Here is a 13,044-nt window from a genome sequence, read left to right on the forward strand (position 1 = left end):
CACATGGAGCGTCACCGCGGCTCACGGATGGCTTCGTCCAGCCCCTTGGTCAAGGGCCAGGCCAGGTAGGACATGACGGAGCGCCGGCCGACCACGATCTCGGCGTCCAGCGTCATACCAGGCAGCAAACGGGCGCTGTCGGCCATGTTCTTGAGCGCCGCGTCGCCCAACGTCAGCCGGGCCAGGTAATAGGCGTCGGTGCCGCTGCGCGCGCCCGGGTCGCGCTGGAAGGCGTCCTCGCTGATGGTGCGCACCTCGCCATCCAGCGTGCCGTGGCGCTGGAACGGGAAGGTGGCGACCTTCACGTGGGCATGGTCGCCGCGCCGGATGTAGCCCACGTCGGCCGCCTCGACCTGCACTTCGGCCTCCAGCCGCACGTTGAGCGGCACCAGCGTGAAGAAGGTCTCGGCCTCGCGCACGACCGAGCCCGGCGACAGCTTGGCGATCTCCAGCACCACGGCGTCCTGCGGCGCGACCAGGGTCACGAGGTTCTGGCGCCGCTCGGCCTTCTGCAGCTGCTCGCGCACGCTGTCGCGCTCGCGTGAGGCGGTCAGCAGGTCTTCCATGGTCTTTTGCCGCCAGCCCTTCTCGAAGGCGGTCTGCTCGGCATCGAAGGCGGCCAGTTCGCGGCGCAGCTCCTGCTCGCGGCTGATGGCCAGCTCCAGCTCGCGCGCGACCTCCTTGCTGCGCTGCTGGGCCTCCAGCAGCTGCAGCGGCGAGCCCAGCTTCTGCGCCACCATGCGCTCCTGCATGGCCTCGATCTCGCGCAGGGACTTGAGCCGCGAGGCCACGAGCTGCTGGTCCTGCCGGTTGGTGGCCTGCGCCGCGCGCAGCTTGGCCGCGGTCTCCGCCAGCTTGCGCTGCTGGGCCTGGTAGTTGGCCTGGCGCTCGACCAGCAAGGTGGCCTGCAGCTGGGCATCGGCATCGCCCTTGGCGGGCCGGGCGGCGCCGGCCTTGCCCGACAGCTCCTGCTGCAGGCGCTGCACCTGGGTCTGCAGGCTGGCCAGCCGCACGCGCAGCTGCGATTCGTCGGCCTGGGTGAAGGTGGCGTCCAGCGATGCCAGCGCATCGCCCTTGCGCACGACCTGGCCCACGCGCACGGCGACGTTCTGCACCACCGCGGTCTCCAACGGCTGCACCACGACGTTGGGCAGAGGATTCACCAGCCGGCCCTTGGCCACCACGACCTGGTCGATCTGCGACAGGCTGGCCCAGGCCACGAAGACCACGAGGGCCAGCACCAGCACATGCAGCGTGAGCCGCGCCAGGCGCGGCACAGGGCTGCGCTCGATCTCGTCGGCGTCGGGCAGGTAGTCGACGGCGGTGGCGTCGCGGTCGCGCTTCAGGAAGGAGAAGAACCTAGACATGGCTGGTCTGCTGGTGCCACAGCGTTTGGTAGGTTTCGCAGCGCGTGAGCAATTCTGAATGCCGCCCTTGGTCCACCAACTTGCCTTGCTGCATCACAAGGATGGCGTGCGCGTTGACCAGTGTGGACAGCCGGTGCGAGATCATGATGACCGTACGCCCGACCGCGATCTGCGACAGGTTGCGGATGAAGATGGCCTCGCTCTCGGGGTCCAGCGCGCTGGCCGCTTCGTCCAGGATCAGGATGCGCGGGCGCGTGAGCAGCGCGCGCGCGATCGACAGGCGCTGCTTCTGCCCGCCCGAGAGGTTGGCGGCGTTCTCCTCCAGCAGCGTGTTGTAGCCCTGCGGCAGCCGCTCGATGAATTCGGCCGCGCCGGAGGCCTCGGCGGCAGCCACGATGTCCTCGAACGAGGCCTCGGGCCGCGCCACCGACAGGTTCTCGCGCACCGTGCCGCGGAACAGGAAGTTCTCCTGCAGCACCACGCCGATCTGGCGGCGCAGGTGCGCCAGCTCGATCTCGCGCGCGTCCACGCGGTCGAAGCGCACCACGCCCTCCTGCACGCTGTACAGCCCCTGGATCAGCTTGGTCAGCGTGGTCTTGCCCGAGCCGCTGCGCCCGACGATGCCGACCACGGCGCCGGCGGGAATCGTGAAGCTCGCGCGGTCCAGCGCGGCGACGCTGGAGCCCGGGTAGCGGAAGCTCACGGCGTCGAAGGTCACGGCACCACCCAGCTGCGGCCGCAGCCCGCCGGCCCCGGACGATCCCTCGGAAGGCCGGTTCATGACCTCGCCCAGCATGTGCACGGCCAGCGCCGTCTCCTGGTACTCGTTGACCAGGCCGACGATGGCGATCAGCGGCTGCACCACGCGGCCTGCCAGCATCTGAAAGCCGATCAGCGCGCCGACCGAGAGCTCACCGTCGAACACCAGCTGCGCGCCGAACGCGATGATCACCACGGGCAGCAGCTTGCCCAGGAAGTCGGTGATGGCCGCACCCGTGATGGCGATCTTGCCGACGCGGAACTGCATGTTGATGGACTGCGCCGAGCGCTGGTCCCAGAGCCGGCGCTGGGCCGGCTCGATGGCCAGCGCCTTGACCGTGCGCATGCCGTGGATGGTCTCCACCAGCATGGCCTGGCGCGCGCCCTCGGCGTTGTACAGGTCGTTGAGCCGGCGCCGGAACACCGGCACCATGACCGCGACCACGCAGGCGATCAGCGCCGTGAAGGCCAGCGTGACCAGCGCCAGCTTCATCGAGTAGGCGAACAGGATGGGCAGGAAGACGATCAGCGAGGTGGCGTCCAGCACCGTGAAGAACATGCGGCCCGTGAGGAAGGCACGGATCTTCTCCACCTGCTGCATGTGGCGCGTGATCACGCCGGCGGTGGTGGTCTCGAAGTAGTCGATCGGCAGCGACAGCAGCTTGGCGAAGGTGCGCCGCGTGAGCCGCATGTCGATCTTGTTGGTGGCCGACAGCGTGAGCAGCTGGCGCAGGAAGCCGAACAGCGCATCGAACAGCAGCGCGATGACCACGCCCACGGCCAGCACCCACAGCGTGGAGATGCTCTGGTGCACCAGCACCTTGTCGATCACCAGCTGGAAGAAGATCGGCGAGGCCAGGGCCAGCAGGTGCATGGCCAGCGCCGCGATGGCGATGTCGCGCAGCGCGGCCTTCTGCTTCATGATCTCCGGCACGAACCAGCGCAGGCCGAAGCGCTGCTGCTCCTGCGGCAGCGCGTGCAGGCGCTTGAGCAGGTAGACCTCGCCCTGCCATAGCGCGGCGAAGGCGGCGCGCTCGAACATCCTGACCTCGGTCGGGCGCTCGGACTGCGGGTCCAGCACCGCCACCTGGCCGCTCGGTTGGCCATCGGTGCCGGGCGCGCCGGCGTCGCGCTTGGCACCCACGACGATCACGCAGCGGCCATCGGCCAGGCGCGCGATCAGCGGGAACACGCCCTGCTGGGCCAGCAGGCCGGCCCAACCCATGCGCTCATGGCTGGCCTTGAGTCCGATGTCGCCGGCGATGCGCAGCAGCGTGGCCGGCGGTGGCTCCTCGGCACCGAGCGCGTAGTCCTCGATCAGCCGTTCCGGATTGATCGGCAGTTGGTGGTGCTGCGCGACCGCGGCGAGGCACTGGATGGTGGAATGGGCAAAGCGGTCGGGCATGTTGGATCCTGGCCCCCAGGGGCCGGGCCGAATTTCAGCACGAGCCGCCCGGCATCGACGCCCGACCAGACCGCCGTTCGGACCGCTAGTCGGCTGGACGCGCCTCCGCCAGGATCGCCTGTGCGAGCAGCGCGATGGGCTTGTCGACCATCTTGCCGTCCACCGTGACCGCGCCCAGCGGCCCGGCCGCCAGCGCCGCGACCACGCGTTCGGCCCAGGCCACCTCGGCGGCCGTGGGCGCAAAGCCCTGGTGCACGCCAGCCACCTGCTTGGGATGGATGCAGAGCTTGGCGCCGAAGCCGAAGCGGCGCGAACGCCGCACATCGGTGTGGAGCTGGGCGGCATCGTCGATGGCCACCGACACGCCGTCGATGGGCGCAGCGATGCCCGCCAAGCGCGACACCAGCACCAGCTGCGTGCGCACGCTGTTCATCTCCTCGGCCTCGCCCTGGATGCCCGAGTCGGACATGAAGTCCACCGAGCCGAACGCCAGCCGCAGCACGCGCGGCACGCGTGCAATCTCCTGGGCGGCGAACCAGCCGGCCACGCTTTCGACCAGCGGGATCAGCCATTGCCCGTCGCGCAGGCGGCCGGCCAGCTGCGCGAGGCCGTCGGCGTCCTGGGCCTTGGGCACCATGAAGCCGCGCACCATGGGTGAGTCCAGCAGCGCGCAGTCCTGGGCGTACCAACTGGTGTCGGACGGATTGATGCGCACCCAGACCGGTGCCGTCGCCTGCGCCAGCCAGGCGCGCACGGCCTCGCGCGCGAGCTGCTTGCGTTCGGGCTGCACCGCGTCTTCCAGGTCCAGGATCACGCCATGGGCGCCGCTGGCCAGGGCCTTGTCGAAACGTTCCGGCCGGTCGCCCGGCACGAACAGATAGCTGCGTTCTTGCATTCTGAAATCACCCCTTCTTCCATTGCATACAGAGAAAAGCCTAACTACGTCACACCCGGCGGCCGCTCGCGCAGATGGAACACCAAATTCCACACAAAAGTAAAACACCACCATTTGTATGCTTCAGTTCCCTGTCGCACACCACCGAATCCTCTGCAATGAACCTGCAAAGCATCCTCACCGCCGCCGCTCTATCCGCTTGTCTCGCCGCCCCCGTCGGGGCCACCGTCGTGCAGGGCACGATCACTGAAGACAAACTCGTGGGCTACATGGGGAACATCAGCCTCACCACGGTCTCCGGCAACGACACGCTGCCCGACACCGCGTTCGCGTTCTGCATCGTCGGCTGGGCCCATTGGCCCGGAACCGGCAGCGCCCACCAGTACACCCTGACCGATTCCTTTGCGCCCTTCATGAGCCAACCGGCTGCCGTCGACAAGGTCACGGGGCTGCTGCACTACGTCATCGACTACTACTACGCACCGCTGCTGGCAGGCTTCTATGGCGCCGAGGCCGGCTACGGCTTCAACCAGGCGATCTGGCAGCTGACCGGCGCCGACGGCACGCAGAACAGCGTGGTGGCCAGCGCCAACGACGAGGACACCGACCCGCGCGGCACCTACGCGCTGTACGCGACGATCATGGGCGACCTGTACGAACACTACGACAGCATCTCGCCCGACTACCGCTCCCAGCGCTACACCATCCGCTTCCTCCAGGAGTCCGACGACACCTACCAGTCGCTGGCGATCGTGAGCGAGAACGCGGGCAACGAAGTGCCGGAACCCTCGTCGCTGGCCCTGCTTTTCGCCGGGGGCTTCGCGGTCTTCGCCGCGCGCCGCAAGCAGCAGGCTTGAGTATTCAACGGCCGCCATCGGCCGCCCGCGCCGACAGCCTGGCGCGCAGCAGCGCCACGCAACACAGGCCGGTCGGCACCGCCAGCCCCAGATAGCCTGCGCGGTAGGTCCCGAACAGGGCCGACAAGGCGCCGAACACCGGCGGCCCCAGCACCACCCCGAAGAACGTGAACGCCAGCGTGCCCCCCGTGGCCACGCCGGCCAGGCCGGGCGGTGCCTGGCGCGCCACCTCGGCCAGGTAGACGCCGTTCCAGCCGATCGCCGAAGCGCCGAACACCACCAGCACCGCCAGCACCAGCCACTGCGGCCAGGCCGGCGAAAGCCAGGCCGTGGCCGCACTGCTGAGCGTCATCACAGCAGCCAGCAGCGCCAGCATGCGGCGCGCGCCCATGCCGCGGTCGGCCACCCAGCCCCACAGGATGCGCCCGACCACGCCGCCCAGTTGCGCGAGCGAGAGCGCGAGCCCCGCGGCCACGAGCCCGTAGGCCAGGCCTTCGTTGAGGTAGGTCACGAGGTAGGTGGTCAGCGACAGCTGGGCAATCGAGAACACGAAGGAACAGGCCGCCAGCATCTTGAGCGCTGGATGCCCCAGCACGAGCCGGATCGGCTGCGCAAGGTTCCCCAGCGCCATGGGCTTGCCGGCCTGCCGGTCTGCATCGAGTTCGGCCCGCAGCGGCTGGGCGACAACGGCGCAGACCAGACTGGCCGCGGCCGAGGCCAGCAGCGCGCCCTGCCAGCCCAGCAGCAGCATCAGGCTGGGCACCAGTGCACCGGCCAGCATGCCGCCCAGCGGCACGCCGGTCTGCTTGACCGAGAACACCAGCGACATGCGGTGCGCTGGCGTGCTCTTGCTGAGCAGGTGCGAGCTCGCGGGCGTGATCGGGCCGTAGCCCAGGCCGATCATCAATGCACCGACGGCACTGGCGGCCGGGTGCGGCACAGCGCACAGGGCCAGTCCGGCGGCGCACAGCACCAGGCCGCCCTGGCTCACGCGGATCGCGCCGAAGCGCGCCACGGCCGTGCCGGCCGCCAGGCTCGCGGCCATGGCGCCGGCATAGACCAGGGCCACGTAGACGCCGACCAGCGCGGCCGACACGCCCAGCGCGGGCGCCACCACGGGCGCCATGACCGGCAAGGTCAGCAAGGCCATCGACACCATGGCCTGCACGGCCAGCGTGATGGCCAGGGTCATCCAGGGACCGGTCATCGTTGTTGCTCCATGGCGCCGCACTGTAGCGGCATGCCTGCCCCGGAGCCGACGCCCGGTGGACTCAGCCGCGCAGCATCCTCTGCCCGATGGCCTGCGCGGCCGACAGCAGGGCGGGCAGCATCTCGCCCCGCATCTGCGTCTCGCTCGTGCGGTTGGCCTGGCCGCTCACGTTGAGCGCGGCCACGGTGCGGCCCGCGCGGTCCACCAGCGGCGCCGCGATCGAGATCAGGCCCTCTTCCAGTTCCTGGTTCACGAGGCACCAGCCCTGCGCGCGCACCGCGCGGATGCGCGCCAGCAGCCCTGCGTCATCGAGCGTGGTGTGGGCGGTGTGGCGCTCCCGCGGCAGCCGGGCCAGGCGCTTGAGCAACTCGTCCTCGGGCAGCGCCGCCAGCAGCACGCGGCCCATCGAGGTCCAGAACGCCGGCAGGCGCGAGCCCACGCCGAGATTGGTGCGCATGATCTTGTGCGTGGGCACGCGCAGCACGTAGACGATGTCCAAGCCCTCGAGCACGGCGGCCGAGCTCGACTCGCGCACGCGCTCCACGAGGTCTTCCATCACGGGCTCGGCCAGGTTCCAGATCGGCAACGAGGACAGGTAGGCGAAGCCCAGGTCCAGCAGCCGCGCCGTCGGCCGAAACAGCCGGCCGTCGGTCTCCACGTAGCCCAGCGCCTGCAGGGTCAGGAGGATGCGCCGCGCCCCAGCCCGCGTGAGGCCGGTGCGCGCCGCCACTTCGCTCAGCGTCTGCTGCGGCGCCTCGGCGCTGAAGGAGCGGATGACTTCCAGCCCGCGCGCGAACGACTGCACGTAGCTGTCGCCGGGCCTGGGTGTCGCCAAAGCGTCTGCGGAGTTGTCGGTGGCCATGAGGGTGTTCACTATAATTCTTTTAGCGAACAAATGTTCGTATGTAGAACAAATTTTGTTTGAGGAGCATGCAGTGATCGACAAGATTGCAGAGTCCGTCGCGTCCGCACTGGCGGACGTGCGCGACGGTTCCACCGTCCTGATCGGTGGCTTCGGCACGGCCGGCATCCCGGCCGAACTCATCGACGGGCTGATCGCCCAAGGCGCGCGCGACCTCACCGTCGTCAACAACAACGCGGGCAATGGCGACGCGGGCCTGGCGGCGCTGCTGGCCACGGGCCGCGTGCGCAAGATCATCTGCAGCTTCCCGCGCCAGGCCGACAGCTACGTGTTCGACAACCTGTACCGCAGCGGCAAGATCGAGCTGGAGATCGTGCCCCAGGGCAACCTGGCCGAGCGCATGCGCGCCGCCGGCGCCGGCATCGGCGCCTTCTTCTGCCCCACGGCCTACGGTACGGAACTGGCCAAGGGCAAGGAAACGCGCGAGATCAATGGCAAGCACTACGTGCTGGAGTACCCGATCCATGGCGACGTGGCGCTGATCAAGGCCGAGCGCGGCGACCGCTGGGGCAACCTGACCTATCGCCTGTCGGCACGCAACTTCGGCCCCGTGATGGCCATGGCCGCGCGCCAGACCATCGCCTCGGTCCACGAGGTCGTGGAGCTCGGCCAGCTGGACCCCGAGGCCATCGTCACCCCCGGCATCTTCGTCAGCAAGATCGTCAAGATCGACCGCGTGGCCACCCAGGCCGCCGGCTTCAAGAAGGCGGCATGAACATGGCCTACACCAAACGCAGCAAGGACGCGCTGGCCCGCCTGGTCGCGCAGGACATCCCCGACGGCGCCTACGTGAACCTGGGCATCGGCCAGCCCACGCTGGTGGCCAACCACATCCCGGCCGGCCGCGAGGTCATCCTGCAGAGCGAGAACGGCATCCTGGGCATGGGCCCGGCGCCCGCCGCGGGCAGCGAGGACTACGACCTCATCAACGCCGGCAAGCAGCCCGTCACGCTGCTGCCGGGCGGCGCCTTCTTCCACCACGCCGACAGCTTCGCGATGATGCGCGGCGGCCACCTGGACATCTGCGTGCTGGGCGCCTTCCAGGTCTCGGCCACGGGCGACCTGGCCAACTGGAGCACGGGCGAGCCCGGCGCGATCCCGGCCGTGGGCGGCGCCATGGACCTGGCCATCGGCGCCAAGCAGACCTGGGTCATGATGGATCTGCTGACCAAGCAGGGCGTCAGCAAGATCGTCCAGCAGTGCAGCTACCCGCTGACCGGCCTGGCCTGCGTCAAGCGCATCTACACCGACCTCGCCACCTTCGCCATCACGCCCGAAGGCGTGCGCGTGGTCGATGCCGTGGACGGCCTGTCCCACGCCGAGCTGGAACAGCTCGTCGGCCTGCCCCTTCTCAAGGACTGATCCCATGAGCCAACAAGCCTTCATCTGCGACGCCATCCGCACGCCCTTCGGCCGCTACGGCGGCGCGCTGTCTTCCGTGCGTGCCGACGACCTGGGCGCGATCCCGATCCGGGCGCTGATGGCGCGCAACCCCGAGGTCGACTGGGAGCAGGTCGCCGACGTGCTGTACGGCTGCGCCAACCAGGCCGGCGAGGACAACCGCAACGTGGCGCGCATGTCGGCGCTGCTGGCCGGCCTGCCCATCGCCGTGCCCGGCGCCACCATCAACCGCCTGTGCGGCTCGGGCCTGGACGCTGTCGGCACGGCCGCGCGCGCCATCAAGTCCGGCGAGGCCGGCCTCCTGATCGCCGGCGGTGTGGAGAGCATGAGCCGCGCGCCCTTCGTGATGCCCAAGGCCGAGACGGCGTTCTCGCGTGCCAACGCGGTCTACGACACCACCATCGGCTGGCGCTTCATCAACAAATTGATGAAGGCCCAGTACGGCGTGGACGCCATGCCCGAGACGGCCGAGAACGTCGCGGACGACTACAAGATCGAGCGCGAAGCGCAGGACCGCATGGCCCTGGCAAGCCAGAAGAAGGCCGTCGCCGCGCAGCAGGCCGGCCACCTGGCGCGCGAGATCACGCCCGTGACCATCCCGCAGAAGAAGGGCGACGCCATCGTCGTCGACAAGGACGAGCACCCGCGCGACACCAGCCTGGAAGCCCTCGCCAAGCTCAAGGGCGTGGTGCGTCCTGACGGCACCGTGACGGCCGGCAACGCCAGCGGTGTCAACGACGGCGCCTGCGCGCTGCTGCTGGCCAGCGAAGAACAAGCGAAGAAGAACGGCCTGACGCCGCGCGCCCGCGTGGTCGGCATGGCCACGGCCGGCGTGGCCCCGCGCGTGATGGGCATCGGCCCGGCGCCGGCCACCGAGAAGGTGCTGGCCCAGACCGGCCTCACGCTCGCGCAGCTGGACGTGATCGAACTCAACGAAGCCTTCGCCGCGCAGGGCATCGCCGTGCTGCGCATGCTGGGGCTGCCGGACGACGACGAGCGCGTCAACGCCTGGGGCGGCGCCATCGCGCTGGGCCACCCGCTGGGCGCCAGCGGCGCACGCCTGGCCACCACGGCCGTCAACCGCCTGCACGCCACGGGTGGTCGCTACGCGCTGGCCACCATGTGCATCGGCGTGGGCCAGGGCATCGCCGTGGTGCTCGAACGCGTGTGAGTGGGGACGGCATGAGCGATACCCTCGTCCCCACCGCCAACGGCAGCCTGCGCGTGCGCGTCGAAGGCCCGGCCGACGCCCCCGCCCTGGTGCTGTCCAACTCCCTGGGCACCACGCTGGAGATGTGGGATGCCCAGGCCGCGCGCTTCGCCAAGGACCACCGCGTGGTGCGCTACGACACGCGCGGCCACGGCGGCAGCACCGTCTCGCCCGGCCCCTACGGCTTCGACCTGCTGGGCGCCGATGTGCTCGCCATCCTGGACGCGCTGGGCATCGCCCGTGCGCACTTCTGTGGCATCTCCATGGGCGGCTTCACCGGCCTGTGGCTGGGCGTGCATGCGCCCGAGCGGCTCAACCGCCTGGTGGTCGCCAACAGCGCCGCCAGGATCGGCACCGCCGAAGGCTGGACCGCGCGTGCCGCGCTGGTGCGCGCACAAGGCGCCGCCGCCATGGCAGAACTTGCCGCCTCCTCGCCGAGCCGCTGGTTCACCGAGGCCTTCAGCGCCGCCCAGCCCGCCCTGGTGCAGCGGGCTCAGGCCTGGATCGCCGGCATCGCGCCGGAAGGCTATGCCGCCTGCTGCGAGGCACTGGCCCAGGCCGACCTGCGCACCGCCATCGCGCGCATCGCCGTGCCCACGCTGCTCGTGGCCGGCAGCGCCGACCCCGTGACCACGGTGGCCGACGCGCAGGCCATGCAGTCCGCCATCGCCGGCGCACAGTTGGTGGAGGTGCCGGCCTCGCACCTGTCCAACCTCGAAGCGCCGCAGGCCTTCGACCAGGCGCTGGCGCAGTTCCTGCGCGGCTGAGTGGGCGGACCAGCCATGACGACCGCCGCCAACCCGCGCTGGAAGCAGCGCCCGCCGGGCTCCACCTGGGGCGACTTCGGCCCCGACGACCAACTGGGCCGCCTGAACCTGCTGACGGCCGAGAAGGTGCGCCAGGGCGTGGCCGAAGTCCGCGAAGGGCGCAGCTTCGCGCTGAGCCTGCCGCTGGACTACCCCGGCGGCAACGCACTCAACGCCAACCGGCAGCCGCCCGTGCTGCGCCCCCTGCTGCGCAAGGGGCTGGTGAACTTCAACTGCCTGCTGGGCGAGCTGGAACCCGGCCGCACCGACGTGCTGTCCGACGACCTCGCGATCCTGCACCTGCAGTACTCGACCCAATGGGACGGTTTCGCCCACGTGGGCGCGCTGTTCGACGCCAACGGCGATGGCCTGCCCGAGCCGCTCTACTACAACGGCTTCGCGGCCGGCCGTGACATCGCCGGCCCCAGCGACGTGCGCGACGCGGGTGTCCCCGCGGCGCCCGGCGCCGCCGTCAGCACCTCGGCCGCGCATGCGCTGGGCATCGAGGGCATGGCACGCACCGGCGTGCAGGGACGTGGCGTGATGGTCGACCTGCATGCCCATCTGGGCAATGCCTACACCGTGGTCGGCTACGAGCAGCTCATGCGCGTGCTGGAGGCCGATGGCGTGGTGGTGGAGCCTGGCGACATGCTGTGCCTGCACACCGGCTTTGCCGAGGTGGTGCTGGGCATGCACAAGCGCCCGGACCCGGCCGTGCTGGCCGCCAGTTGCGCCGTGCTGGACGGCCGCGACGAGCGCCTGCTGCAATGGATCACCGACAGCCAGATCGCTGCCATCGCCGCCGACAACTATGCCGTCGAGGCCTTCCCGGCCAAGGCCGGGCCGGCCTGCTGCGCCGCCCTGCCGCTGCACGAGCACTGCTTGTTCAAGCTCGGCGTGCACCTGGGCGAGCTGTGGCACCTCACGCCGTTGGCCCAGTGGCTGCGCGCGCATGGTCGCCACCGCTTCCTGCTGACGGCACCGCCGCTGAACCTGCCCGGGGCCGTGGCCTCGCCGGTCACGCCGGTCGCCACGGTCTGACCGCCACCCGGGCGGCGACTGCCGCCCGCCCCCTGCGCCACAGGCCTCATCGCGCGACCTGCCTGTGGCGAAACGCCGCGCATCCGGAGACCGCCATGCCTTTCATCATCGAAACCTTCGACAAGCCGGACCACCAGTCCGTGCGCCAGGCGCACCGGCCGGCCCACCTGGCCTTCCTGGAGCAGCACAAGCACCTGCTGCTGGCCTGCGGCGCCAAGCTGGCCGACGACGGCACCGACCTGGGCGGTGGCCTGTACGTGGTGGCGCTGGACAGCCGCGAGGAAGCCCAGCGCTTCATCGAGGCCGATCCTTTCCATGCCGCCGACCTGTTCGAGCGCGTGACGCTCACGCGCTGGCGCAAGGCCTACGTGGACGGCCACTGCCACCTCTGACCCCCCGGTCCTTCCCGCCTTCGACCCAGGAGAACAACCATGACAACCCATCCCTCCCGTGAACGCGTGCTGATCACCGGCGGCGGCGCCGGCATCGGCGCGGCCACCGCCGAACGCTGCCGCGCCGACGGCTACGAGCCCGTCGTCATCGACCGCACGGTGGACCATGTGCCCGGCGGCATCCAGGCCGACCTGTCCAACCCTGAGGAGACCGCGCGCGCGCTGCAGCAGGCGCTGGCTGGCGGCCCGATCACGCGGCTCGTCAACAACGTGGGCATCGTGGTGCCCGCCGAAACGGCCGAGCAGACGCTGGCCCAGTTCGACCTGGCCGTGGCGCTGAACCTGCGCTGCGCGCTGCAGTGTCTGCAGGCCCTGCTGCCGGGCATGCAGGCCGCGGGCTTCGGCCGCGTCGTGAACATGTCCTCGCGCGCGGCACTGGGCAAGGAGCTGCGCACGGCCTACTCGGCCACCAAGGCCGGCCTGATCGGCATGACGCGGGTCTGGGCGCTGGAGCTGGGCCGCCATGGCATCACGGCCAACGCCATCGGCCCCGGGCCGATCCGCACCGAGTTGTTCGACCGTGCCAACCCGCCCGACGCGCCGCGCACGCAGGCCATCATCGACGCGGTGCCGGTCAAGCGCGTCGGCACGCCCGACGACGTGGCGCACGCCGTGTCCTACCTGCTCGATGCCCGCAGCGGTTTCGTCACCGGCCAGGTGCTCTACGTCTGCGGCGGCATGACGGTCGGCGTGGCGGGCGTCTGAGCCGCACCGCCCTC

At 70.3% G+C, this 13,044-nt stretch carries 13 protein-coding genes; 8 read left to right on the forward strand and 5 right to left on the reverse strand.

Annotated features, from left to right (window positions below; genetic code table 11):
* Positions 1-11 precede the first annotated feature (11 nt).
* From ACSQ4M_RS32295 to ACSQ4M_RS32305, 3 genes are all read right to left on the reverse strand, one after another.
* Entirely contained in the window at positions 12-1,367 is a 1,356-nt protein-coding gene (locus tag ACSQ4M_RS32295) for an HlyD family type I secretion periplasmic adaptor subunit (RefSeq protein ID WP_436193441.1), read from the reverse strand.
* Positions 1,360-3,531 carry a peptidase domain-containing ABC transporter gene (locus tag ACSQ4M_RS32300; protein WP_436193442.1) on the reverse strand — a complete coding sequence of 724 codons (2,172 nt, stop codon included), beginning with the start codon at positions 3,529-3,531 and terminating at the stop codon, positions 1,360-1,362. The genes ACSQ4M_RS32295 and ACSQ4M_RS32300 overlap by 8 nt, the downstream gene beginning before the upstream one ends.
* 85 nt (positions 3,532-3,616) lie before the next feature.
* Positions 3,617-4,426: an HpcH/HpaI aldolase/citrate lyase family protein gene (locus ACSQ4M_RS32305; protein WP_436193443.1), complete on the reverse strand. Its 810-nt coding sequence runs from the start codon at positions 4,424-4,426 to the stop codon at positions 3,617-3,619.
* A gap of 158 nt (positions 4,427-4,584) precedes the next feature.
* Between ACSQ4M_RS32305 and ACSQ4M_RS32310 the strand changes: the two genes are divergently transcribed.
* Positions 4,585-5,283, forward strand: a complete 699-nt coding sequence (locus ACSQ4M_RS32310) for a PEP-CTERM sorting domain-containing protein (RefSeq protein ID WP_436193444.1) — start codon at positions 4,585-4,587, stop codon at positions 5,281-5,283.
* 4 nt (positions 5,284-5,287) lie between these two features.
* Here the strand turns inward: ACSQ4M_RS32310 and ACSQ4M_RS32315 are convergent, their stop codons facing one another.
* Both ACSQ4M_RS32315 and ACSQ4M_RS32320 read right to left on the reverse strand, forming a co-directional pair.
* Positions 5,288-6,490 (reverse strand): MFS transporter, encoded by a 1,203-nt coding sequence (locus ACSQ4M_RS32315; RefSeq protein WP_436193445.1) that lies wholly within the window; start codon positions 6,488-6,490, stop codon positions 5,288-5,290.
* Positions 6,491-6,554: 64 nt separating this feature from the next.
* Positions 6,555-7,355, reverse strand: a complete 801-nt coding sequence (locus ACSQ4M_RS32320; RefSeq protein ID WP_436193446.1) for an IclR family transcriptional regulator domain-containing protein — start codon at positions 7,353-7,355, stop codon at positions 6,555-6,557.
* 73 nt (positions 7,356-7,428) lie between these two features.
* On the opposite strand from ACSQ4M_RS32320, the gene ACSQ4M_RS32325 reads away from it, so the two are divergent.
* From ACSQ4M_RS32325 to ACSQ4M_RS32355, 7 genes are all read left to right on the forward strand, one after another.
* Positions 7,429-8,130 (forward strand): 3-oxoacid CoA-transferase subunit A, encoded by a 702-nt coding sequence (locus ACSQ4M_RS32325; RefSeq protein WP_436193447.1) that lies wholly within the window; start codon positions 7,429-7,431, stop codon positions 8,128-8,130.
* Positions 8,131-8,132: 2 nt separating this feature from the next.
* Entirely contained in the window at positions 8,133-8,777 is a 645-nt protein-coding gene (locus ACSQ4M_RS32330) for a 3-oxoacid CoA-transferase subunit B (RefSeq protein ID WP_436193448.1), read from the forward strand.
* Between the two features lie 4 nt (positions 8,778-8,781).
* Positions 8,782-9,987, forward strand: coding sequence for a 3-oxoadipyl-CoA thiolase (gene pcaF / locus ACSQ4M_RS32335; protein WP_436193449.1), 1,206 nt, complete (start codon positions 8,782-8,784; stop codon positions 9,985-9,987).
* Positions 9,988-9,998: 11 nt separating this feature from the next.
* Entirely contained in the window at positions 9,999-10,793 is a 795-nt protein-coding gene (gene pcaD, locus ACSQ4M_RS32340; RefSeq protein WP_436193450.1) for a 3-oxoadipate enol-lactonase, read from the forward strand.
* A 15-nt stretch (positions 10,794-10,808) separates the two neighbouring features.
* Complete coding sequence (locus tag ACSQ4M_RS32345; protein ID WP_436193451.1) at positions 10,809-11,873, forward strand: cyclase family protein; 1,065 nt, start codon at positions 10,809-10,811, stop codon at positions 11,871-11,873.
* A gap of 95 nt (positions 11,874-11,968) precedes the next feature.
* Positions 11,969-12,265 (forward strand): YciI family protein, encoded by a 297-nt coding sequence (locus tag ACSQ4M_RS32350; protein ID WP_436193452.1) that lies wholly within the window; start codon positions 11,969-11,971, stop codon positions 12,263-12,265.
* Positions 12,266-12,304: 39 nt separating this feature from the next.
* Positions 12,305-13,030, forward strand: a complete 726-nt coding sequence (locus ACSQ4M_RS32355; RefSeq protein WP_436193453.1) for an SDR family oxidoreductase — start codon at positions 12,305-12,307, stop codon at positions 13,028-13,030.
* Positions 13,031-13,044 lie beyond the last annotated feature (14 nt).

The organism is Pseudorhodoferax sp. LjRoot39 (genome assembly GCF_964253035.1).
Classification (GTDB): domain Bacteria; phylum Pseudomonadota; class Gammaproteobacteria; order Burkholderiales; family Burkholderiaceae_C; genus Pseudorhodoferax.

Excerpts from the sequence above, each read along its gene's own strand:
- ACSQ4M_RS32305 (WP_436193443.1), bottom strand. The coding sequence starts at position 4,426 with ATGCAAGAACGCAGCTATCTGTTCGTGCCGGGCGACCGGCCGGAACGT.
- ACSQ4M_RS32310 (WP_436193444.1), top strand. The coding sequence starts at position 4,585 with ATGAACCTGCAAAGCATCCTCACCGCCGCCGCTCTATCCGCTTGTCTC.
- pcaD (WP_436193450.1), top strand. The coding sequence starts at position 9,999 with ATGAGCGATACCCTCGTCCCCACCGCCAACGGCAGCCTGCGCGTGCGC.
- ACSQ4M_RS32300 (WP_436193442.1), bottom strand. The coding sequence starts at position 3,531 with ATGCCCGACCGCTTTGCCCATTCCACCATCCAGTGCCTCGCCGCGGTC.
- ACSQ4M_RS32345 (WP_436193451.1), top strand. The coding sequence starts at position 10,809 with ATGACGACCGCCGCCAACCCGCGCTGGAAGCAGCGCCCGCCGGGCTCC.
- ACSQ4M_RS32350 (WP_436193452.1), top strand. The coding sequence starts at position 11,969 with ATGCCTTTCATCATCGAAACCTTCGACAAGCCGGACCACCAGTCCGTG.
- ACSQ4M_RS32315 (WP_436193445.1), bottom strand. The coding sequence starts at position 6,490 with ATGACCGGTCCCTGGATGACCCTGGCCATCACGCTGGCCGTGCAGGCC.
- pcaF (WP_436193449.1), top strand. The coding sequence starts at position 8,782 with ATGAGCCAACAAGCCTTCATCTGCGACGCCATCCGCACGCCCTTCGGC.
- ACSQ4M_RS32320 (WP_436193446.1), bottom strand. The coding sequence starts at position 7,355 with ATGGCCACCGACAACTCCGCAGACGCTTTGGCGACACCCAGGCCCGGC.
- ACSQ4M_RS32355 (WP_436193453.1), top strand. The coding sequence starts at position 12,305 with ATGACAACCCATCCCTCCCGTGAACGCGTGCTGATCACCGGCGGCGGC.
- ACSQ4M_RS32330 (WP_436193448.1), top strand. The coding sequence starts at position 8,133 with ATGGCCTACACCAAACGCAGCAAGGACGCGCTGGCCCGCCTGGTCGCG.
- ACSQ4M_RS32295 (WP_436193441.1), bottom strand. The coding sequence starts at position 1,367 with ATGTCTAGGTTCTTCTCCTTCCTGAAGCGCGACCGCGACGCCACCGCC.